Source organism: Mucilaginibacter gossypii, from assembly GCF_017569325.2.
GTDB lineage: Bacteria > Bacteroidota > Bacteroidia > Sphingobacteriales > Sphingobacteriaceae > Mucilaginibacter > Mucilaginibacter gossypii.
Window position 1 is genome coordinate 3,838,453 of the sequence record NZ_CP071878.2, and the last position, 21,911, is coordinate 3,860,363.

At 44.2% G+C, this 21,911-nt stretch carries 12 protein-coding genes; all 12 read right to left on the minus strand.

Annotated features, from left to right (window positions below):
- Window positions 1-91: 91 nt before the first annotated feature.
- Entirely contained in the window at window positions 92-3,667 is a 3,576-nt protein-coding gene (locus J3L18_RS16175; RefSeq protein WP_129569319.1) for a family 43 glycosylhydrolase, read from the minus strand.
- A 97-nt stretch (window positions 3,668-3,764) separates the two neighbouring features.
- Window positions 3,765-6,065, minus strand: a complete 2,301-nt coding sequence (locus J3L18_RS16180; protein WP_129569318.1) for a S9 family peptidase — start codon at window positions 6,063-6,065, stop codon at window positions 3,765-3,767.
- Between the two features lie 597 nt (window positions 6,066-6,662).
- Window positions 6,663-8,066 (minus strand): aminopeptidase P family protein, encoded by a 1,404-nt coding sequence (locus J3L18_RS16185; RefSeq protein ID WP_129569317.1) that lies wholly within the window; start codon window positions 8,064-8,066, stop codon window positions 6,663-6,665.
- A 90-nt stretch (window positions 8,067-8,156) separates the two neighbouring features.
- On the minus strand, window positions 8,157-9,641 hold the full coding sequence (locus J3L18_RS16190) for an aldehyde dehydrogenase (NADP(+)) (protein ID WP_129569316.1): 1,485 nt from the start codon (window positions 9,639-9,641) through the stop codon (window positions 8,157-8,159).
- A gap of 195 nt (window positions 9,642-9,836) precedes the next feature.
- Window positions 9,837-12,059 carry a putative Ig domain-containing protein gene (locus J3L18_RS16195; RefSeq protein WP_129569315.1) on the minus strand — a complete coding sequence of 741 codons (2,223 nt, stop codon included), beginning with the start codon at window positions 12,057-12,059 and terminating at the stop codon, window positions 9,837-9,839.
- Window positions 12,060-12,086: 27 nt separating this feature from the next.
- Window positions 12,087-13,520 carry an APC family permease gene (locus J3L18_RS16200; RefSeq protein WP_129569314.1) on the minus strand — a complete coding sequence of 478 codons (1,434 nt, stop codon included), beginning with the start codon at window positions 13,518-13,520 and terminating at the stop codon, window positions 12,087-12,089.
- 296 nt (window positions 13,521-13,816) lie between these two features.
- The gene (locus J3L18_RS16205; RefSeq protein WP_223266163.1) at window positions 13,817-15,616 is read right to left on the minus strand and encodes a DUF885 family protein; all 1,800 of its coding nucleotides are present in this window, start codon (window positions 15,614-15,616) and stop codon (window positions 13,817-13,819) included.
- A gap of 39 nt (window positions 15,617-15,655) precedes the next feature.
- Window positions 15,656-16,558, minus strand: coding sequence for an AraC family transcriptional regulator (locus J3L18_RS16210; RefSeq protein WP_129569313.1), 903 nt, complete (start codon window positions 16,556-16,558; stop codon window positions 15,656-15,658).
- Between the two features lie 425 nt (window positions 16,559-16,983).
- Entirely contained in the window at window positions 16,984-18,228 is a 1,245-nt protein-coding gene (locus tag J3L18_RS16215; protein WP_129569312.1) for an NAD(P)/FAD-dependent oxidoreductase, read from the minus strand.
- A 209-nt stretch (window positions 18,229-18,437) separates the two neighbouring features.
- A complete protein-coding gene (locus J3L18_RS16220; protein ID WP_129569311.1) occupies window positions 18,438-19,439 on the minus strand; it encodes a 4-hydroxyproline epimerase in 1,002 nt (333 codons plus the stop codon).
- Window positions 19,440-19,445: 6 nt separating this feature from the next.
- On the minus strand, window positions 19,446-20,384 hold the full coding sequence (locus tag J3L18_RS16225; protein WP_091162993.1) for a dihydrodipicolinate synthase family protein: 939 nt from the start codon (window positions 20,382-20,384) through the stop codon (window positions 19,446-19,448).
- A gap of 122 nt (window positions 20,385-20,506) precedes the next feature.
- The gene (locus J3L18_RS16230; RefSeq protein ID WP_129569310.1) at window positions 20,507-21,898 is read right to left on the minus strand and encodes a SusD/RagB family nutrient-binding outer membrane lipoprotein; all 1,392 of its coding nucleotides are present in this window, start codon (window positions 21,896-21,898) and stop codon (window positions 20,507-20,509) included.
- Window positions 21,899-21,911 lie beyond the last annotated feature (13 nt).

Here is a 21,911-nt window from a genome sequence, read left to right on the forward strand (position 1 = left end):
ATCGAGATTATAGCGCTGTTGGTAAGCCATGTTTTTAATTAAACATGGCTTACTTGCTTAGTTTCAGAGCCCCAAACAGCGGATTACATATTTATTTCCTGCTGATGAGTTTAAAATTGGAGAATTTAACATACGAGCGGTGCGGCCCGTAGGTACTATGGTAAAGGCCGATTTGCAGATCAGCACCAATTAAATCAGGCCTAACAACCGGGCTTCCGGGCAGATCGGTCCAATGTATGCCGTCGTTGCCGCTTCTGATGTAAAACACATCGTCCGACTTTTGGATCTGCAGGTAACGGTTGTAATTCCAGCCGGTTTGAGTATTGGTTTGCATGCGGTCGCCGGTTTTAAAATTGGTGAGCATATTGCCACAGTTCCAGGCCGGGAAAATACTGTTCTGGATCAGGTTTTCGCTTCCTTCAGTACCGGGTTGTTTGACTTTCCGTACCATTAATCCCATATCACTGTTGCCGGCCACCTTTTTTTCCTTTAAACCGCTTACGTCGGTTACTTCTACTTCGGCCACAAAATCACCCGAAACATTCCTGTATAAAAATGGCCCATAAGGCAAATTCCCATCCCAGTTTGAACCTTTTGATTCCAACGTAAGCAAACTATCACTGATAGATACTTTATTCTCCGGCTTGTCCCCGCCTATCAAACCATTCCATATAGTGCCGGTTACACCATTAGGCACAAAGTCTCTATTAATTGTAAACCCATCTGCAACGGCATTAAATAAGATCGAAGCTGTACTCACTGGCAATGCCGCAGTTTTTGAACTTACATTACCATAGTTGTCTTTAACTTTAAAAGAGTAGCTATAATTTTTATTAGCCGAAAGCCCATAACTGATATAATGCGGATCAGCCTGCCAGCCGCTTGATTTGCTGTTGTCTGTCTCGTTAATAAAATCATATTGGAGGTTTGATTTTACAGAAGCATATGCAGGCGCCTCCATTTCAACCATGCCGGGTGTTACAGCCGTCGGAGCAGCTTTAAATGCAAACGAACCTGCTATAGGCGGATGATAGTTCTGTTTCCAACCCAGGCTCAATTGTTTAATTTCTGCTGATGATAAGCTATGTTTATAGACCACAAGATTAGATACCGCACCATTAAAACCATCGCCCAGTAAAAGCTTGCCGGTGAGCTTATCTGTATTTGATATTGTTGCTATTATAGCACCATCTACATATAATTTAGAGGCATTGCCACTAACAGTTTTTATGACATAGTGCCATTGGTCCGCACTCAGATATTTACCGGCATTGATGAAAGCCCCTTTCAACGATTGTGATTTCAGTATCGCGCCGCTTTGCGTTGATGCGTTTTGGTAAACACTTAAGACTACACTATAACCTTTTTTGTTATTAATATCAACAAAATTATTAAATACAAGCGGGCTGTTGCCATTAAAACTAATAGCAATTTTTCCTTTTATATCCGTTACTTCTGCTCCCTGCCCTTCAGCAGATAAGAAAGCCCCGCCTGCATCGCCGTTATTTGTCCATTTTTGAAGCCGGCCATAATTAAGTTTTGCGGCATCGAGGTAAAGGGCAATATCAGATTTTGTAGGATGCAGAGCCCATTGTTTTATGACACTATCGGCCATTGGCCTGTTATAAACTTTAAGCGACGAAATAGCGCCTGAAAAATATGCTGAACGATTTGTTTTTGCCCCGATAATAAATTTATCTGCAAGCTGTAGAAACAGCATCTTGTTTTCTGTATTGTTCTGCTCGCCATCGACAAATAGTTTTTCAACTGAGCCATCAAACGTAACAACCACCTGGTGCCATTTGCCGGCTGCAGGCATTGTTTTATATTGAAAGTCGGAAACGCCAAAATGTTGTACGGCACCGGCTGTTTTATTGCTTCCGAAACCAAAAGTAGCGCTGCGATGATCCGATTCGCCGTTTGTCCAGCTTAATACCGGGTTTTCGTCTTTGATCAGATCGACATAAACCTCGTACCATACTGTATAACTGTTATTACCTGCAAGCGACCGGGGCACCGCCACCGTTGATTCAAGCGACTGCGTACCAATAAACACCACAGCTTTTTTACCTGCAATAATATCAATAACCGGAGGTTTACCAGTTGCAGTAAAACTACCGCCCAACGCGCCGTTGTTAGTCCATTGAGATAGAGCTTCGCCCGCCTGAAGATTATCGGTGTTTAGGTTTACCAATAAACCTTCTTTCTCGTTTGGAGCTACAGCTTTTGATATTTCTTTTTTATCGGCAGAAGTAAGATCTCCGGTTACTACCCGTTCGCCATAAACTTTCACGTTCCAAATCGCTTTATATAGCCCCGGATATTCCGTGCCGGTAATTGTTAAGCGGATAAAGCGGGCCTGGGCATTTCCTGAATCTACCATCGGCGAACCATGTTGTTTGTTCTCCCTCCTGTCAGCAAACAACTTCCAAGTTTTACCATCTACCGATGATTCTACCAGGTATTGATAGTACCATGTTACATATTCAAATTGGGTCAAAACCTGTTGTACCGTTTTTACCGAACCTAAATCGATGGTGATCCAGGCAGGGCTACGACTGTTATCTGCTGGTTTCCATAAGGTGCCATTATTATTATCAACCGCAAATGAGGGTTTATAATTTTCGTTGTAAAAAGATGAGGCAGTGACCTTTTTTTGATAAGCTTCGTCGGGAGCATTAATGGTGCTTTTTCCTAATAGCCCAACGCCAAGATGGGTAGGAACAATCTTTTCAATATTGCCATCTGAGTCAAACACGATCTTATCCGCACAAACCTGCCGGTGATAACCTCCGTTTGAATGCGGGTTATTATGGCGGTGATATACCATATAAAAATCATCCCCAACCTGCACTACCGACTCATGCCCAGGCCCGTGAATAGTGCCATCACTGTTGGTACTCAGCACCGGGTTATTTTTGCCGAACTCAAACGGCCCCATCGGCCCGGTTTTACTGATGGCATATTGCACCCGGTAGGTAGAATCTTCGCAAAAACCAGACGAGTAGGTGAAATAGTAGATGCCTTTACGTTTAAACATAAAAGGTGCTTCAAAAAAATCTTTGGCAATGGTATTCGGAATCTTTGCCGTTTTGGCAAAGGTGTGCATATCTGCATTTAGCAAACCCACGCCACAACCATGATCAGGATAGATGCCCCAGGTACCCCAAAACATATAGATCTTGCCGTCGTCATCTTTAAAGGTTTGTCCATCCAGCGTAATCACCCCTGGGATAAAATAATTGGGGATCATTGATTTTCCATCGGGCATTAGGGGTGTCCACGGCCCGGTAGGGCTTGCTGACGATGCTCCATAGATATCAACCGGCTGGCAGTAGTACATGTAAAACTTACCATCGTTACCATTGATAACATCGGGGGCCCAATAGTAATTGGAGGTTGGCCAGTTCATATCATGCATGGTCCAGTTCACAAAATCTTTGGATGTCCAAACCTGTGATGGGCCATGCCCCCCGCCGTTGCCATCGGTGGTAGCATAAATGTAGTAGGTATCGCCAAACTTGCGTACAGTTGGGTCGGCAAAGTAGCCGGGAATAATGGGATTACCATTACCTGGCACTGTTGCTGATTGTTGCTGTGCAAAACTGTTTAATACAGCCAAACACATATACCAGAAAAGAAAAACCGTTAATTGAAGTTTATGCATTGTACCTTGTTACCTAGGTAAAGCTAAAAGCTGAAGGCACAACGCCAAAAGCTAACTACCCTTTATCAAATATTAAAATACCTGTAGAGGATTTTATTTAATTATGTGCCAACTCATCCGTGTTTCTTGCAGGCGGCTCTGCGTTAAGCAGGTGCTTTACAAAAAAGTCGCGTTTCTTTTTACGACCGTAAGGACCGCCATCGCTATGGCCCATACCCGGCACCACCAGCAGGTCGAACATTTTATTGTTTTTGATCAACGCATCCGCAAAACGGAAGGTTGACTCAGGCGGAACATTGTTATCGGCCTCACCTACTATCAGCATCAAATCGCCCTGCAATTTACCGGCATTGGTAATGTTTGATTGCTGCTCATAATGCGGCCCAACAGGGTAGCCCATCCACTGCTCATTCCACCATTGTTTATCGATACGATTATCATGACAGCCGCAGGCAGATACCGCAGCTTTATAAAATTCAGGGTGGAATAACAAAGCACCAGCAGAATTTTGTCCGCCTGCAGATGTACCGTAAACACCTATCCTGCTGATATCAACCTGTGGATATTTGGCAGCAAGCGCCTGCATCCATAAAATACGATCGGCAAAACCGGCATCTGCAAGGTTATGCCAGCATACATCATGAAAAGCTTTTGAACGGTTGGCTGTGCCCATGCCATCCATCTGCACCACTATAAAACCCAGTTGGGCTATGCTTTGCATCTCATTCACAGCGGAAAAACTTTTAGGCACAAATGAATCCTGCGGACCGGCGTAAATATTTTCAATTACCGGGTAGCTCTTATTGGGATCCATATTGGCCGGGCGATATACCACGCCCCATATATCGGTTTTGCCATCCCTCGCCTTGGCAACAAACACCTCAGGGAGTTTGACGCCGGTAGCTAAAAGACCGGTCAAATCAGCATGTTCAAGCTCCATAACGGTTTTCAGGCCGGCATTGCTTTTGATCACAATGCGGGGAGCAATATTAACTTCTGAATACGTATCGATATAATATTTTCTGTCTGGCGAAAAGCTTAGGCTATGGTTACCTTTTTCGGGGGTAAGGTCAACAAGGTTTTTACCATCAAAACCTATGCGGTAATAGTGCATAAAGTAAGGATCTTCGCTTGTATTTTTACTGCTTCCTTTAAACCAGATCTGCCTTTTCTTAACATCCACACTATCAATATCACGCACTACCCAATCACCTTTGGTTACCAGTTTTTCTTTACCGCTCAATTCATCAACCAGGTAAATATGACGCCAGCCGTCTTTCTCGGTGATCCACACTATCTCATGCGTTTTGGAGGCGTAATAAGTAAAGATTCTTTGCTCGTAAATAAAAGTGTTTGTTTTTTCATCAATGATGTTTCGGGTTTTACCGGTGTTAACATCTACCTCAATAACCCTGAAACGCTGGTGACCACGATCAGCCTTTTCATAAGTAAAATAGCGGCTGTCACCATCGCGCCAATGCAATCGAGGGGCGCCAAAAAAATCTATCTTTTCTGCATCGGTTTTTATCGCACTTTTATCAGTGACGTTAAATATATATTGCTGATACGAGGTAAATTCATCGCCCGGCTGATCATATTCATGTGATTTCAGCACCGCTCTTGTGGTACCTGGTACTGAACTGAGCAAGTAATAAACTTCTTTTGTTTTCTTAGGGTCAATGCGATAACCTACGATATGTTTACTATCCGGCGACCATGTAAGCTCACCGTAAGGCTTATCTAAATTACCATCCGTAGTTAACTTGATTTCGGTTGAGTTTTTTAACGATTTAACGATGATGTTTCCGCCTTTTACAAAAGCAGCCCATTGTTTGTCGGGCGATACAGAATCGGCGCTAACACCTTCCCAACGGTAATGGCGCTCCTGCAGCGGTTTCTCGTTATCATAACTTTGATGTACGGTGTCGGTAGTTTTAATGCATTGCAGTGTGCCCAAATCGCACTTGAGCCAGGTACCGCCTGTTTTAAATGTTGCCTGCTTTTTATCGGCACTGAAAAACATATCTTCAATACGGAAGCCACCATCTTTTACAGGTTTGCCTGTTGCTTTGCTTACTTCATTACTTAGCTGGGCACTTTCAAAAATGGTTTTCTTTGTTCCTTTTTCAGGGTTAACCAAAACATAAGCCGTTTGATTATTGGCAATCTTTTTAACGTACCAGAATTCATTGCCTCCTGCCTGCCAGTTGGGCCTGATGCCGGTAATAAGCGGGATCTTCTTTAAGGCTGAATCAAGCACATCGGCTGCTTTGTAGTTTTGCAGTACTTCTGCGTGGGTGGGGTAATATGGAGTAGCTTTAGTTTGCTGAGCCTTGGCTGATTGACCTGCAGCTGCTAAAAAAAACGTTAACAGTAAATATTGGTGGTACCTTGTCATAAGTTATAGTGTTGCGTAAAGTTACCTAACACCACCCGTTTATATTTACATAAATTAACACATCATAGCAGGCATTTAGCAAAAGGGCCCGCGCCTTTTGGATGCGGGCCCTTTTGTTTGGTTAATGTCTTATGAAATTTCACGCAGGTCCAAGCGTTCTTCGCTTGAATTATAAAATCAGGAAGTGTCTACGCCTGGGCCGACAAGGCAGTCGACGGGGTTAACAGGGTTAACAGAAATTCGATTTTAAATCTATAAACAACTAACAATCAATCTATTAAACAACAGACAGGGTTACCTCTAAATCCAGAGCTCAGTTGAAGTTGAATGCTGTTAGCTCAAGAAACTAAACGAACAAAGGATTTAAAAAATCATCTCTTTAGAACAATACCCATGATTGGACACGAGTAAAGAATTAAACGCCGTATCGACTCACCCCGACATCACTGCGCTCGTCACCCCTCTCTACCCAAGCGTAAAGAGGGGATTTTACTCTTCTTTCCTTTACCCTCTTTCCGCCAAAGGCGAAGAGAGGGTGGTCCGGCATAGCGCAGACCGGGTGAGTCAACTATGCGCCATATCACTCTTATTTATTCTCTATCCTCTCAACGCTTCAATCTCCTCACGGGACTTAGGCAAATATTTACCTAATAACTGGCTACCTGTATCGGTTATTAAAAAGTTATCCTCGATACGGATGCCGCCGAAATCACGATAGGTATTCAACACATCGTAATTAATAAACTCAGCGAATTTCTTTTCGGCCTGCCAACGGTCTATCAGTTCGGGGATGATATAGATACCCGGCTCTACGGTAAGCACATAACCTGCTTCCAGTTCGCGGCCTAACCTCAATGATTTTAGACCGAAAACAGCAGTTTCCTTTTTCAAGGTATCGGTATAGCCAACGTATTGCTCGCCTAAATCTTCCATATCGTGGGTATCCATACCCAACATGTGACCTAAGCCGCATTGAAAAAACATAGCATGTGCTCCGGCTGCAACAGCCTCTGCAGGATCACCTTTCATCAGGTTTACCTGTTTAAGACCTTCGGCCAGTTTCTGACAAGCCTGCATATGTACATCTTTATAACGTACGCCGGGTTTCAGCATACTGATAGCATGATCCATCGAGTTCAAAACCACATCATACAGCTCCCTCTGGCGGCTGCTAAACTGCTTGCCTACCGGGAAGGTACGGGTCAAATCACCACCGTAGTGCATGGCGTTTTCCGCGCCGATATCACTTAGTACCATATCACCCTCTTCCAGGATATTACCGTAGTAATGCGTATGCAGCGTTTGGCCATGTTTGGTGATGATTGCCGGGTAACCTAAACGTGAATCGTTGGCTATAGCCACTTCATGCGCTTTGGCTACCAGTTCATACTCCCTGATACCCGGACGGGCATATTTCATTACTGCCAGTTCCATGTCAACACTGATGGATACGGCTTTCTCTATCTCGGCAACCTCAAGCGGAGTTTTGATAACCCTTTGGGCTATAACCGCTTTTACCAGTTGCAACGAAACACGACCGGCCACATCTTCCAGACTGGTGTTTAACCAATCGGCCAGTTTGATTTTATTTTCGGGGCGATAAGGCGGCAAAATATGAACCGGGCGACTGCCGGTAACCGCCTTATGAATGTAATGCTTTATATCGGCATAAGGCCTTGTTTGCGAAACGCCAACCAGCGCGGCCATTTCACTAACAGATGGCAGAGTACCTGTCCAGACAATATCATCAATGGTAAGGTCGTTGCCAAAGATTACTTCCTCGCCTGTATCGGTGTCAATGATAGCTGCTAAACCAGCTACATCAAGTCCGAAATAATATAAAAAGCTGCTATCCTGCCTAAACAGGTAGGTGTTGTCTTTATAGTTCATGCTGCTATCCTCGTTCCCTAACAAAACGATGATACCGTTGGCACCCATGCTCTGTTTTAAAACATTGCGGCGCTGTACGTAAACCTGCTGATCAAAAAGTTGAAGTTTCATAATGCAAAATTAAACATGCCGGCTCTGTTGAGGAACCGGCATGTGCAAGTATAATTTAAATTTGATTATCTGATGATGATTAACGGCTCACTATTTCTTCCATTCGCCATCAAACAAGCGCCAGATATTTGTTGGATTGGCCTGTTGTAAAGCTAAAGGCAATAATGCATCAGGGCAGTTTTGGTAGCAAACCGGGCGTACCCATCGCTTAGCTGCATTGATGCCTACCGCAGTAAAACGGCTATCGGTAGTGGCCGGGAACGGACCGCCATGCACCATGCTTGCGCAAACCTCAACACCCGTTGGTACGCCATTGAACAATACCCTCCCAGCTATAGTCGGCAATAGTTGCAACAAGTTGGAATGACCCGCAAAATCCTCGTCCGTACCCATTACTGTGGTAGTGAGTTGTCCCGATACCGATTTTAAAACTTTGATCAGTTCCTGTTCGTCTTTACAAGCTACCATTAATGAATATGGGCCAAACACCTCTTCATGCAACAGGTGATTTTCAAGGAAAGTTTCGGCGCTTACCAGGGCGATGGTTGGCTGTGCCTCGATGTCAACAGCCTCTGTAGCTGATTTTACAACGCTCGTTATGCCTTCCTGCTCCAAAGCAGCATGGCTCTTTTTTTCGTAAGCCGAATGGATGCCGGCATGCAGCATTTTGGCTGGTTTAATGCCTTCAATGCCATTACCCAACAGCTTATAGAAATTATCAAGGCCCTCACCTTCTACAGCCAGCATTAAGCCCGGATTGGTACAAAACTGACCAACACCCAAAGTAATGGAGCCGGCATACTGCGCAGCCAGATCGGCGGCATTTTTGCTCAAAGTATCTGGTAAAAATATAACCGGGTTGATGCTGCCCATTTCTGAAAACACAGGAATAGGCTTTTTACGTTCTGACGAATACTGCAGCAGGGCCAAACCACCAACGGTTGAACCGGTGAAGCCAACAGCAGCAGTATCATCGGCCTGAACCAATGCTTTGCCGCTTTCAAACGAAGTGCCATGTACATGTTGAAAAACGTGCTCAGGCATATTGCTGCTCACTATCGCTTTTTTGATAGCCTGGTAAACCATTTCAGAAGTTTCGGCATGAGCGGGGTGTGCTTTTACTACTACCGAACAGCCTGCACCCAATGCACTTGCAGTATCGCCACCTGCGGTTGAATACGCAAAAGGAAAATTACTTGCACCAAAAACAACTACCGGCCCCAGTGGAACAAGCATTTTGCGAAGGTCGGGACGAGGTAATGGCTGCCTGTTTGGCAGGGCAGTATCGATACTGGCCTCAACCCAGCTTCCCTCACGCAGCATCCCGGCAAACATACGTAGCTGACCAGTGGTACGGCCTCGCTCGCCGGTTAAACGGGGTAAAGGAAGATTAGTTTCTTCGGATGCTTTTTGTAGCAGGGCATCGCCTATTGCTTCAATTTCATCAGCAATAGCTTCTAAAAACAGGGCCTTTTGTTCGGCACTTGTTTTTTGGTAAGCCTCAAACGCGCTTTGCGATTGCTGCATGATGATATTTATTTCTTCGGTGCTTTCTTCTTTAAAGTTGTTAGCCATGACAGATATTTTATTAAAAAACGAGGGCTTACGCCACTATTTTGCGCAAGCAAATATATTTAACCTTTTATGATGTCGGCTGAAGATTCCTACCCAGTTATAGCAGGATTTTATCTTATTTCCACAGCACAACTTCAAAACAGATTAAAAAACGGTCAAGCAGTTAGATACTAAACACATAGGCAAACGTCTTGTTTACATCAATTTATAAAACCTTACCCCATGCGGCGGGATGTTGCAAGACACAGCAGCAACATTTTTGGCGATATCTTTTTGCTGCCAGAGATCCCGCACTGTTTTAACCTTGCCCACATGGATGTTGTTAAGATCAAGCGTATACTTTGAGTATTTTTCACCAAGATTGAAAATGCCTATAGCCTTGCCGCCGTCTGCCAGTTGCTTAACCCAAACCTGGATCTGTTTATTATTGATCACCCGCAAGGCCTGTTTGCCGGCCACATCCTGATCAATGGCTATAACCTCCCGGTTTTTTAACAGGTTTAAGGTAAACTCATCAAGCTTATCCATATCACAACCAATAAGCAGCGGTGCCGATAAAAGGCTCCATAAGCTCATGTGGGTATACTGTTCGTAAGGTGTCAGATTGGTTTGGTGCAGGTTTTCGCCCCAGCCTACCCTGCCTAAAATGAGCATATCCGGGTCGTTCCAGCCTCCGGGACCGGCATAGGCGGCGTTATTTATCTGGCTGAAGCCGATACCATATAGGCTTTCCCAGGTATCGGTAATATCCTCGGTTGTACGCCATAGGTTGCCATTCATTTGCGCCCCCCACTTCCAAACATCTTTTATGCCGTACTGACAAATGCTGTAAATAATATCCCGTGGTTGTTTTGCCAATTCATCGCGCATGACCATGTATGGCTTTTGTTGTGCAAACAGTGTTGTATCGCCTGCCGTTTGGTCCGAATAGCTGCACAGGTCGTATTTTAAATAGTCAACGCCCCAGTTAAAGTAGATGGCAGCATCCTGCCCTTCATGCCCTAACGAGCCCAGGTATCCGCCGCAGGTTTTAGCCCCCGGCGAAGAGTAAATGCCAAACTTTAATCCCTGTTGATGCAGGTGCGCACCAAGGGCTTTCATATCCGGAAATTTTTCGTTCGCGGCTATTTCTCCGTCCTGTTGCCTTGCGGGTGCCTGCCAGCCATCATCCACGTTAATAGCGTTCCAACCATAATCAGTAAGACCTTTATCAACCATAGCTTTAGCCGAAAGCCTTACCTTTTCATCACTTACATTTAATCCCCAGCAATTCCAGCTGTTCCAGCCCATGGGCGGGGTAAGCGCTAATAACCTGCCCGATTTGATGGTAAGGGTTCGTTCGCTTCTTCCTAAAGTATTGCTTACGGAAACTGATAATTTGTAATCTCCTGCATTTGGCGCAGCGCCGGTTATAATCCCCGTTTTATCATCCAACGATAAACCTTGAGGCAAATTCTTAACCATGTATTTCAACGGCTTTTGCCCGCTTGCCGCAATTTTATAAAGTACCGGTGAACCAGGATGAACGCCTAAAACCGAAGCGCCATTAATCATTGGTTTTAAAGATGCTTTAGGACTAAGCAAATACGGCGCTATTTCGGCAAAGGTTTTGGTCTTGCCGGATGCTGTTTCGGTAAACTCGTAAAGCAGTTTGATACCTTCGCGGTGCGGGAAGGTAAGCGTATAAGTTTCTTTGCCCAGGGATGGAAGGTTAGCAGCGATTGTTTTTTCGGCGATTGTCTTTTCCGTCACTTCGTCAACTATCCTGTAATGAAACTTACCAACGATATTACTTTTAAAGCTATTGCCCACTGTTAATTTCCGGACAGACTGCGCGTTGGGTAGAAAGCTGATATCGGTTTGGGTAAAAACGATGCCATCAAATTTTTCCAGCATATCAATATAGGGGTTTCCCATAAAAATACCGCCCGACCCGCCACCATCGTAAACTTTTATGGCGATGATATTTTCTCCGTCCCATTTAATGGCCGGATCATTTGCCGCAACGCAATAATTACGCACAGCAGGCCATTTACTTATATATCCACCTTTATCTTCGGGGAATGCCCCTGTTTTACCGATGAGTTTGCCGTTAAAATAAGTTTCGTCAACATCGTTAACATGGGCAAGGAATACCCGCAAACTATCGCTCCAAACTGCTTGCTTTTTTAATGAAGATGGGATAACTACATGGATGCGGTACCAGGCAAAGCCATGATAATCCGGGTAGCCCTGCTCCTGCCATACGTCGCCAACTTTGATGCTTTTCCACTGCATATCGTTGAAAGCGGCGTCTTTCCAGGCGGCATCATTCCCGGTAGAGAATTTTGCAGTGCTCAGCTTAATAAAATTTCCGTTTTGAGCGAAAGCTGCTATGGCGATAGTTAAAAGCCATAGCAGTGATAAGATCTTTTTCATGAATTAAGATAATAGAATGTCCCTGGTCTATAAACTTTCAACCGGGAGTTCGGCGGTTTTGCGTTGTTTGCTGCCGCCTATCAGGTAATAAACCGGGATGCCTGTTAAAGTAATGATCAAGCCTGGGTAAGTATAAGCAGGTTTATATTTAATAAGTAACAGACAAAAAGCAATGCCCATAATGATATAAATAACCGGCAGTACAGGGTAACCAAAGGCTTTATAAGGTCGCTCGGCATTAGGCATTTTTTTGCGGAGGATAAAGATCCCGATAATGGTAAGTACATAAAAAACCACCACCACAAAGGAGATCATATCCAGCAAATCGCCGTACTTACCGCTCAGGCTCCACAAGCAGGCAAAAACACACTGCAACCACAAACCAAAACCCGGCACTGAGTTTTTATTAAGCGTGCCTACTTTTTTAAAGAAAAGCCCGTCTTTTGCCATTGAATAGTAAACCCTCGCGCCCGACATGATGAGCCCGTTGTTACAGCCAAAGGTTGATACCATAATAAGCAGCGCAATGATCACCGTACCCGAACTGCCAAAAATGTGCTGCGAAGCAACTACGCCCACCCTGTCCTTATCGGCACTGGCAATATCATGCAGGGAAAGCACGCCGGTATACATTACATTGGTTAATATGTAAATCACCGTCACGATCAATGTACCAAGCGCTAAACTTAACCCGATATTCCTTTTCGGATTTTTAATCTCGCCGGCAATAAAAGTTACGTTATTCCATGAATCGCTACTGAATATGGAGCCCACCATGGCTGACGCTATTGCGCCCAGGGCAGCAATGGTGGTGTACGAAGCAATGGAGCCATTAGCGCTGAGGCTATGCATACTCCAGGCGTTTTTCCAGTTCTCGTTCCATACCGAAGCTTTCAGGGAGAATAATCCAAACACAATTAAGCCCAACAAGCTCAGCAGTTTGGCCATGGTGAAAATGGTTTGCACAATTTTACCGCTGTTTACTCCGCGGGTATTGATATAAGTTAAAAATACGATCACCAGGATTGAAAGCAGCTGAGCCGGAGATACGGTAACGAAGCCCAGATCTACAGCAACCAAACTTTCACTCAATTGAGGGATCAGGTAGGCCGTAAACTTAGCGAAGGCCACGCCCACGGCCGCAATAGTAGCTGTTTGGATCACCGTAAAAAAACTCCATCCGTATAAAAAACCTACTAACGGACTGTAAGCTTCCTTCAGGTAAACATACTGCCCCCCTGCCCTTGGAAACATGGCGCTCAGTTCACCGTAACTTAAGGCTGCGGTAAGGGTCATGAAGCCGGTGATAAGCCACACAAATAGCAGCCAGCCTGCACTGCCCACATTGCGGGTAATATCGGCGCTCACAATAAAAATACCGGAGCCAATCATACTGCCCGCCACCAGCATGGTGGCATCCATCAACCGCAACGAAGGCTTAAAAGAAGTGCTGTTCTCCATAAAAATGTTTTTTTTTGAAAGCTACAAGCAGAAGGCATAAGCAGGGAAATCGCTTTAAAATACGAGGCACCTAACGGAGCCATAAAATTTACTTGAAATCTGCTATAAACACGTTACCCCTCCGGGGTATTATATAACTCCGTTAGGAGTATCCTGTTTATAGCGGATCAATCTATCGCAAATGGCTCCATCGGAGCCCCGTATCAATTGGCAATTTTAAAAGCGATTTCCCTGAAAGCATAAGGCTTAAAGCTGATAGCATTACTTCAATGCTATTTAATAATTGATTTATTTAGTTACTTGCTTCCGAAATCGTAAAACTTCCAGCTTGTTGTAAAATCTTTAGTTAATGCCTGGTTGGTTAATGTTGCCCGCAACATTTCAACCGGGATCAGGTTTTCTTTGATGGCAGCATCGTGAAACTGCTTGTATGTCATTTTTCCGCTGTCAACCAGTTCTTTCCTCAATTCTGTTAATTGTAAGCCACCTAACAGGTAAGCCACCTGGTAAAGCGGACTATAGCCTCCCTCAAACGAGCGCCTTACTTCACCCTCGGCATTGGCGCGTTCATGACCCACACGATCAACCAAAAAGTCGATACATTGCTGTGGTGTCCAATTGCCTAAGTGATAATTAAGAGAGAATATGATGCGGGCGCAACGGTGCATGCGCCAAAACAGCATGCCTACACGTTCTTCAGGGCTTTTAGCAAAGCCTTTGTCGTACAACAAAAGCTCCCAGTATAAAGCCCAGCCTTCAATTGCAAACGGGGTACCAAAATCCTGGCGGTAGGCCTTGTAGCGGCTGTTCATGAAATACTGCAGGTTATGACCCGGGATCAACTCATGCTGCACGGTTCCTCTTGAAAAGTAAGGGTTGTTGCCACGCATACTCATCAGCCTATCGTCGTACTGCATGGTATTGGTTGGGTACGAAATACTGATTTCCTTGCCACCGGTAAAAAACGGATTAACCAATTGCCTTTGCGGCGACATCATGACCATGCCCCAGGTTTCTTCGGCCAATGGCGGTATCGTGATCAGGTCGCGTTCTTTGATGAAGCTAAGGGCATCGTTGTATAATTTAACAATCAATTCGGGCTGATGGCCTACCGGTACATAGCTGTTTTTTACCTTTTCAAGGGCTTTTTTCCAGTCGCTGCCAAAACCCATTTCCTGCGATGCCTTCAGCATTTCCTTATCGCACCAGGCAAACTCTTTGTTGGCAAGCTTGATAAGCTCTTCGGGCGTATAAGGGATCATCTCGGCCTGTAACTGGTTGATCAGCTCCTGCCTGCCGATAGGCACACCTTTTATACCACTACTATCACTTTTTTGGCTGGTGTTCAGCTTTCCTTTGCTGATGGCCAGCTCACTGTACCTGTCCAGCGCATTATCAAGTGCTTTGTAGGGTTCAGGCACCCACCACGTAAACGATGGATCATATTTATTATAAAAACCAAAAAAGTCCTTTAAGCGGCCTTTTAAACCCACTAATGCAGCTTTGGTCACCTTTGCCACAGGCATATCCACCGAAGGAAGTTTATGATATGCCGTAGTATCTGCTTTAAGTTCTTTCAAGATCTTGTTCAGGTCACCTGCAACTTTTTCGCCATCAACAAATGTTCCGCGGCGGCGTTTTTGTTCGAGCGCGTAGATCTCATCGGCGAATGAAATGTATTTTGCAGCCTGGCTGTACAGGTCATCTTCTTTCTTCAGATCTTTGAGATCAAAGTTGATGCGTTTTTTCAGCAGGATATAATCAACCTTGCCATAAATACTCAGGGAGTTAAAGTCTGTCTGCTCCAGTTGCTTCAGGTAATCATTATCAACCTCTATTAACCTTTTGCGTTGTTCGGGCGAATTAAGCACGTCCTGCTTATACTGATCTTCACCGCGCTCATTAACGTTATACGGCGAATAAAAGTCGCGAATGGCATTCATATCCTGCCCGTACCTGATAATGGTACCGGCTATTTCACTGGTTTGCTCATACAAATTACCGGCAGGAGCGGTTTGCGCTTTAGCGGTTAGGGTACCAATAGTAAGGACATAAAGGGCTAAACCTTTTATGGTTGTTTTAGTATTAATTAGCACGATAAATGGTGGTTTGAGGTAAGAAAATTAAAGCATCTATTAGCTTGCAGCCCTGTTCAGGCTGATGAGGTTGTTGTTATATGAGTCGAGATAACCGCGTGGCGAATTACCAATTACGCATTTAAACACCCGGTTAAAGTTGGTAATACTCTTGAAGCCGCATTTGTAAGCTACGGTATTGATACTTTCAAATTTATGAGCGATCAATTTTTTGCAGGCCTCGTTGATCCTGATCTCGTTCAGGAATGAGATAAAAGTATGACCGGTATGCTTTTTGAAATATCTGCAAAACGACTCAGGAGTCATATATGCAACTTTAGCAACATCCTCAAGTGTAATGGGTTCGCTATAGTGCTGCATAATGTAGTTATAGATATTACCAATCCTGATCCCTTCATTTTCGGTTATGCCCGGCAGGTTGCCATAGGTTGATAAAGGATCCAATTTGCTTTTGATATTGGTAAGCCCTTTAAGCAGATGAAAAAACTGGATCAGCTGATCGGGACCTGAAGCCTTTTGCAGCGCGATCATGATCTGCGATACTTTATCAACAACAGTGTGCGGTACTTTAAAGCCCTGCTGGTGCTGCTGCATAAATATAAGGCTGGGTTTTAGCTCAGGCAAATTAAACAACGGAGCCAACGCGCCTTCGGGGTTAAAAAATATGGTAAGCGCTTCTATTTGTTTATTGGCATTGGGCGCAAAGTATTCGGGGTTACTTTTAAACACGTGCGGCAGGTTAGCGCCAATTAAAAACAAATCGCCTGCAGAGTAATCATGCATGTTATTTCCTGCAATCAAAGTCCCCTCGCCCTGCTGGATCCATGTAAGCTGAATTTCTTTATGACGGTGCAGGTAGGGGTAATGGTAAGGCAAGCTAACCTTTTCTGCTATCACACTTTTATCGTGCGGAACCGGGATAGTAAATTGTAAAACTTTCATCTGCTACTTGATTATCACTTGTTGAATTTACAATTACTTAACTTAATTTGCTAATAAATGAAGTTAAAAGGATAAAATACGGGCAATATTTGATAATTTATGGTTGATACAGGTGCCAAAATTGACCGAAAAACCCTTTTTTATCCAACAAATAGAAAGTAAATTAAATGTTATATAAACAATTAAAATCGAAATTATAGCCACAACAGCCACCATTTGACCGAATAAAATATTTTTAATTGTACAGAATACAACTATTGTACATTTTACACTAACCATGCATTTTACGCAGAAAACCCGTTTTTTAATCTGTTTTTTATGATACAAGTAATAAAACAGACTCTTATAACGCAAAAAACCGTTCATCAGGGGTAAATGAACGGTTCCGTTTTCCGGCATGCCAGAAGGGTTATCAATTGTTTAAATTAAGATCTTTCAGGAGCAAATTCTTTAATATCAATAGAGGTTGGTTTGCCAGATATGATTTCGTTTGCCAGTAAACCCGTTGCCGCGCCAAGGCTCAAGCCCATCATACCATGCCCGGTAGCCACAGTAAGGTTGTTATATTGTTTGCTCCTGCCGATGTATGGTAATCCATCTGCAGATGAAGGCCGGAAACCGAACCAGATATCCTTTTGTTCAGGAACAGTAGGTTTTAAACCCGGGAAGTATTTTGGCACTGATTCTACAATACCTTTTACACGGTTCATGTTGATACGATCGTTGATCTTGTCAAGTTCCATGGTACCACCATAACGTAAACCACCATTCATTGGGGTTATGGCAACCCTTGCTTCGGCTAACAATGCCGGGATATGCATGGTTTCACTATTATCTTTTACATTGAAAGAATAACCTTTACCCGGCATCAGCAAGATCTTTAAACCCAACAATCTGCCAATAGCCGGCGACCATGAACCACCCGCAATAATGTATTCATCAGCAGTAAACTCTTCATTGTCTGCCAATGCCCTGCTCACTTTACCACCTTTGGTTTCAATTTTAGTAACCTCTTTATTGGTAAGCAATTTTACACCAACGGTTTTCAGGTGCCTGATCAAAGCCGCCATCAGCTTATTTGGCGAAAGGTGTGCATCGCAACGGTAATGTACCGCGCCCAACACATCAAGTTCAAGCTTGGGTTGCAGCTTTTTACAGTCATTAACACTAAGCACCGCCATATCCAGGCCCAATTCCCTGCCCTTTTCGGCCATATGTGCTTCTTCCTCGCCAGCCTTTTCGGTTTTATAAAACATCAGGATGCCTTTTTCAACCAGGTCAAAATCAAAACCGGGCTCTTTGCTCAGGTCCTCATAAAGCTTTTTGCTAAGCAGAGAAAGTTCCGTTAAAGGAACAGCCGATTTTTCAACGTGTGCTGCATTGGCTTTCTTTAAGAATTTCAATCCCCATGAAATTAGTTCGGGGTTTAAGGATGGTTTTACGTAGAACGGGCTTTTGCTGTTAAATATCCACTTAATACCCTGCGAAACCATACCCGGAGTTGCCAGCGGGATAAAATGGCTTGGCACTATCATACCAGCGTTGCCATATGAGCAGCTATCTGTCATATCGCCTTTATCCAGCACAGTAACCTCGTGCCCGGCCTTTTGCAAGTAATAAGCCGAACTAAGTCCTACTATTCCACCTCCTATTATCAGCACCTTTGCCATTTTTATTTTAAGCTGAAAGCTTAAGGCGGAAAGCCGAAAGCTTTATTTAGAAAATTATTTAATTAAAAAATAACGTCCCATCAGGGTCTCTCGCAGAGGACCCTGATGCATACGCCATGCAGATTCGCCGTTCTGACCATTTATTAGATGTTTAGAATGCGGGAACCTCAGGGTCCTCTGCGAGAGACCCTGAGGGAACGTGGATATTGTTATATCACCTGGAAACCATGAGCATAAGGATCGTCATCATCTATCTTGATGGTGTTGTAGCCATATACTTTGGCCCAGCCTTCTACACTTGGTATAATAGCATCGATATCATTGATCTTAACTACATCTTCAACCCTGCCGGTAAATTTACTGCCTATGATGCTTTCATGAATAAAAGACTCACCTACCTTCAATTTACCTTTGGCAAACCACTGCGCCATACGCGCTGATGTACCGGTTCCGCAAGGGGACCTGTCGATAGCTTTATCACCATAAAATACCGCGTTACGTGCAGTTGCATCTGCCGATAAGGTAGCACCTGCCCAAAGGATGTGCGTACAGGTATTGATAGTAGGATCCTGCGGATGTACAAATTGGTACTTTTCGTTAATACGTTTGCGCAACACCTGGCTCCAGGCAATCAGCTGACCGGCTGTATAATGCTCGATACCTTTAAAATTAGGCTGAGGATCAACAATGGCGTAATAGTTACCACCATACGAAACGTCGATAGTAAGTGTGCCAAGGTCAGGACATTCAACCTCTAAATCAGTTGCAGCAAGATATGCGGCCACATTTCTGAGTTTCACCGAGGTTACCTTTTTGCCTTCCTGCTTGTACTCAATGAGCACAAGACCAGCAGGTGCTTCCATCCGCACAATACCCGGAGTTTTTGGCTGAATCAACCCTTCTTCAATGGCTATCGTGATAGTACCGATAGTTCCGTGACCGCACATCGGTAAACAACCGCTTGTTTCGATAAACAAAACAGCAACGTCATTTTCCGGATCGTGAGGCGGATACAGGATACTCCCCGACATCATATCATGACCACGGGGCTCAAACATCAGGCCCGTTCTGATCCAGTCGTACTCTTTTAAAAAGTGCTGACGTTTCTGGCTCATGTTGTCGCCTTTAAGGGTGGGACCACCGCCGGCCACCAACCTTACGGGATTACCGCAGGTATGGGCGTCAACACAAAAGAAAGTTTTACTTGCCATATGTTATTATAACGCTACTTCGGTTAATTTCCCCCAGCTACCTACAGGCAACTCAGGCCTTGCGGCAAGTGCATCGTTGATAATTTTCTGAACTTTTTCGCGCTCTGCACCAATTAATGGTAAACGTGGTGCGCGTACATTTTCGGTACCAATACCGGTTGCAACCTCGGCCAGTTTAATATATTGCACCAACTTAGGGTGGATATCCAGCTCAAGTACCGGTAAAAACCAACGGTAAATAGCCAAAGCCTCGTCGTAGCGTTTTGCTTTAACCAAACGGTAAATAGCAACAGTTTCTTTAGGGAAGGCATCAACCAAACCGGCAACCCAGCCATCAGCACCCATCACAAGGCTTTCCATAGCCAGGGGATCAACGCCGGTAAAAATCTTGAACCTTTCGCCAAAACGGTTGATCATGCGGGTAACGTTTGATATATCACGGGTTGATTCTTTTACCGCCTGGATATTATCGTAAGCAGCAAGCTCTTCAAACATATCTAAAGTAACCTCAACTTTGTAATCAACAGGATTGTTATAGATCATGATTGGCAATTCGGTACTTTTTGCAATAGTAGTAAGGTAAGCGACCGTTTCGCGGGCCTCACTATTATAACGCATCGGCGGCAACAGCATTAGGCCATCAGCACCTTTATCAAATGCTTTTTGGGCGTAAGCAACAGCCGCTTTGGTAGTTTGCTCGGCAATGTTCAGTATAACAGGTACTTTTCCTTTTACAAACTCAACAGTATGTGTAAGCAGCGCGAATTTTTCGTCATCGCTTAAAACGCTTGCTTCGCCTAATGAGCCGCCTAATATAAATCCGTCAACGCCGGCCTCAAGCTGGGCGTTCAGGTTTATATCAAAAGCATCAAAATCAAGTTCGTCATTATCTGTAAATTTTGTAGTTACTGCAGGGAGTACACCTTTCCAATCAAAAGTTATCATTGTATATTATTTTTCACAAAACTAAAAATAGTATTAAATAAGTTTATTTAACAATTTAGCAGACAATAACCGTATTTTAACCAATAATGTCAAAATCGCGCGTATTGCCTGCTAAATAACGCCTATTGCGCATCCCACCAAACCCTGTCGGTAAGCTTAGCGTTTTGCTGCGGCTGCGGGTTTGAAGTCATTTCTGACTGAGGATACAACACCCTGCGTGGGATATCCGACAAGGCGTTTTTCACCTTGGTTAAAGCCGGGAATCCCGTACGCCTCCAGTCAACATAATTCTCCATCGACAGGAAGTTAGCTACAACCTTTTCCTCAATAATGAGCTTCATGGCATTGGCACTGGTAAGCGTTCCCCTTGAAGTTAAGTAACTATCCGCAACATCATCGGCAATACCCAGTTTTGACATGTGCGATTTAACCGCCTGCGAATAAACCGGTTGTGCGGCGGTAGCCCCGGATATTACAAATGTAGCTTCAGCTTTTAAAAATAATGCCTCCGAGTAAGTAACAATATAGTTATTTGAACTTGTACTTGCATAAAAAGAGCCACCTAATGAGTAGGCCTCCAAACTGCCAATATCGTCCGAGCCGATCACACGTCCGGTATACAATCCGGTTTCAATTGCTGGAGCCACCATTTTTGATTTGCGCGGGTCTTTCCTGGCTTCAAAACCGTCAACAAATGTTGATGCCAATACCAGCGTTGAACCCGGCAAAAAGTTTTGCTGCCATGGATTTTCCGCTCCGGCCCCGCCAGCGAAAGGCATTTTCATATCATCGTCATTACTTGCCATGCCATTTTGAAGGGCAGTGAGTGCCAACTGTGCCTGTGCTGCTGCCGTATGGCCGGGTGCTTTAGTGAGGTGCATATAATAACGCGCCTTTAATGTATAAGCCGCCTTTTTCCATTTGCTCATATCACCGGTGTAGTAAAAATCATCGCCGGTTGGCACGGTAGCGCTGCTTTTGGCAATATCGGCAATAGCATTATCGAGCAGGGTTTGGATCTGCGCATAAACAGATTCCTGGCTGTCATAAGTTGGTGTAACGTTGGCAATACCCTGAAAACCTTTTGAAAAGGGAACATCGCCCCAAACATCAGTAGCCGAGCCAAGTGTATAAGCCAGCAAAATCTTTGATATGGCTGCGTAATTCGCATTACCATCGGCCTCGGCTTTTTTATTTAGCAGAACCAGGTTGTTCATTACCTGCGTATAAAAGTTATACCAGTCGGTATCCATATCCTGGTGGTACATGAGGTATGTGCCAAAATTTGGCGGCACCTGGTTTAAGGCTATGACCTGCAGGTATTGCTGTATTACTATCGGAAGGTTACCGCCGGCGGTGATATTTTGTGATATGGCAGCTTCAACCGGGGCCAGGATCAGTGATTCTTTAACATCGATAGGTCTGTTGGGATCGTGGTTTACATCAATGTATTTTTTACAGCCCGTAAAGCTTACCAACGCGCATGTTATTAACGTGATATATTTATTTTTCATGACAATTTCTTAT

Excerpts from the sequence above, each read along its gene's own strand:
- J3L18_RS16200 (WP_129569314.1), bottom strand. The coding sequence starts at position 13,520 with ATGGAGAACAGCACTTCTTTTAAGCCTTCGTTGCGGTTGATGGATGCC.
- J3L18_RS16230 (WP_129569310.1), bottom strand. The coding sequence starts at position 21,898 with ATGAAAAATAAATATATCACGTTAATAACATGCGCGTTGGTAAGCTTT.
- J3L18_RS16210 (WP_129569313.1), bottom strand. The coding sequence starts at position 16,558 with ATGAAAGTTTTACAATTTACTATCCCGGTTCCGCACGATAAAAGTGTG.
- J3L18_RS16225 (WP_091162993.1), bottom strand. The coding sequence starts at position 20,384 with ATGATAACTTTTGATTGGAAAGGTGTACTCCCTGCAGTAACTACAAAA.
- J3L18_RS16175 (WP_129569319.1), bottom strand. The coding sequence starts at position 3,667 with ATGCATAAACTTCAATTAACGGTTTTTCTTTTCTGGTATATGTGTTTG.
- J3L18_RS16190 (WP_129569316.1), bottom strand. The coding sequence starts at position 9,641 with ATGGCTAACAACTTTAAAGAAGAAAGCACCGAAGAAATAAATATCATC.
- J3L18_RS16220 (WP_129569311.1), bottom strand. The coding sequence starts at position 19,439 with ATGGCAAGTAAAACTTTCTTTTGTGTTGACGCCCATACCTGCGGTAAT.
- J3L18_RS16195 (WP_129569315.1), bottom strand. The coding sequence starts at position 12,059 with ATGAAAAAGATCTTATCACTGCTATGGCTTTTAACTATCGCCATAGCA.
- J3L18_RS16185 (WP_129569317.1), bottom strand. The coding sequence starts at position 8,066 with ATGAAACTTCAACTTTTTGATCAGCAGGTTTACGTACAGCGCCGCAAT.
- J3L18_RS16180 (WP_129569318.1), bottom strand. The coding sequence starts at position 6,065 with ATGACAAGGTACCACCAATATTTACTGTTAACGTTTTTTTTAGCAGCT.
- J3L18_RS16215 (WP_129569312.1), bottom strand. The coding sequence starts at position 18,228 with ATGGCAAAGGTGCTGATAATAGGAGGTGGAATAGTAGGACTTAGTTCG.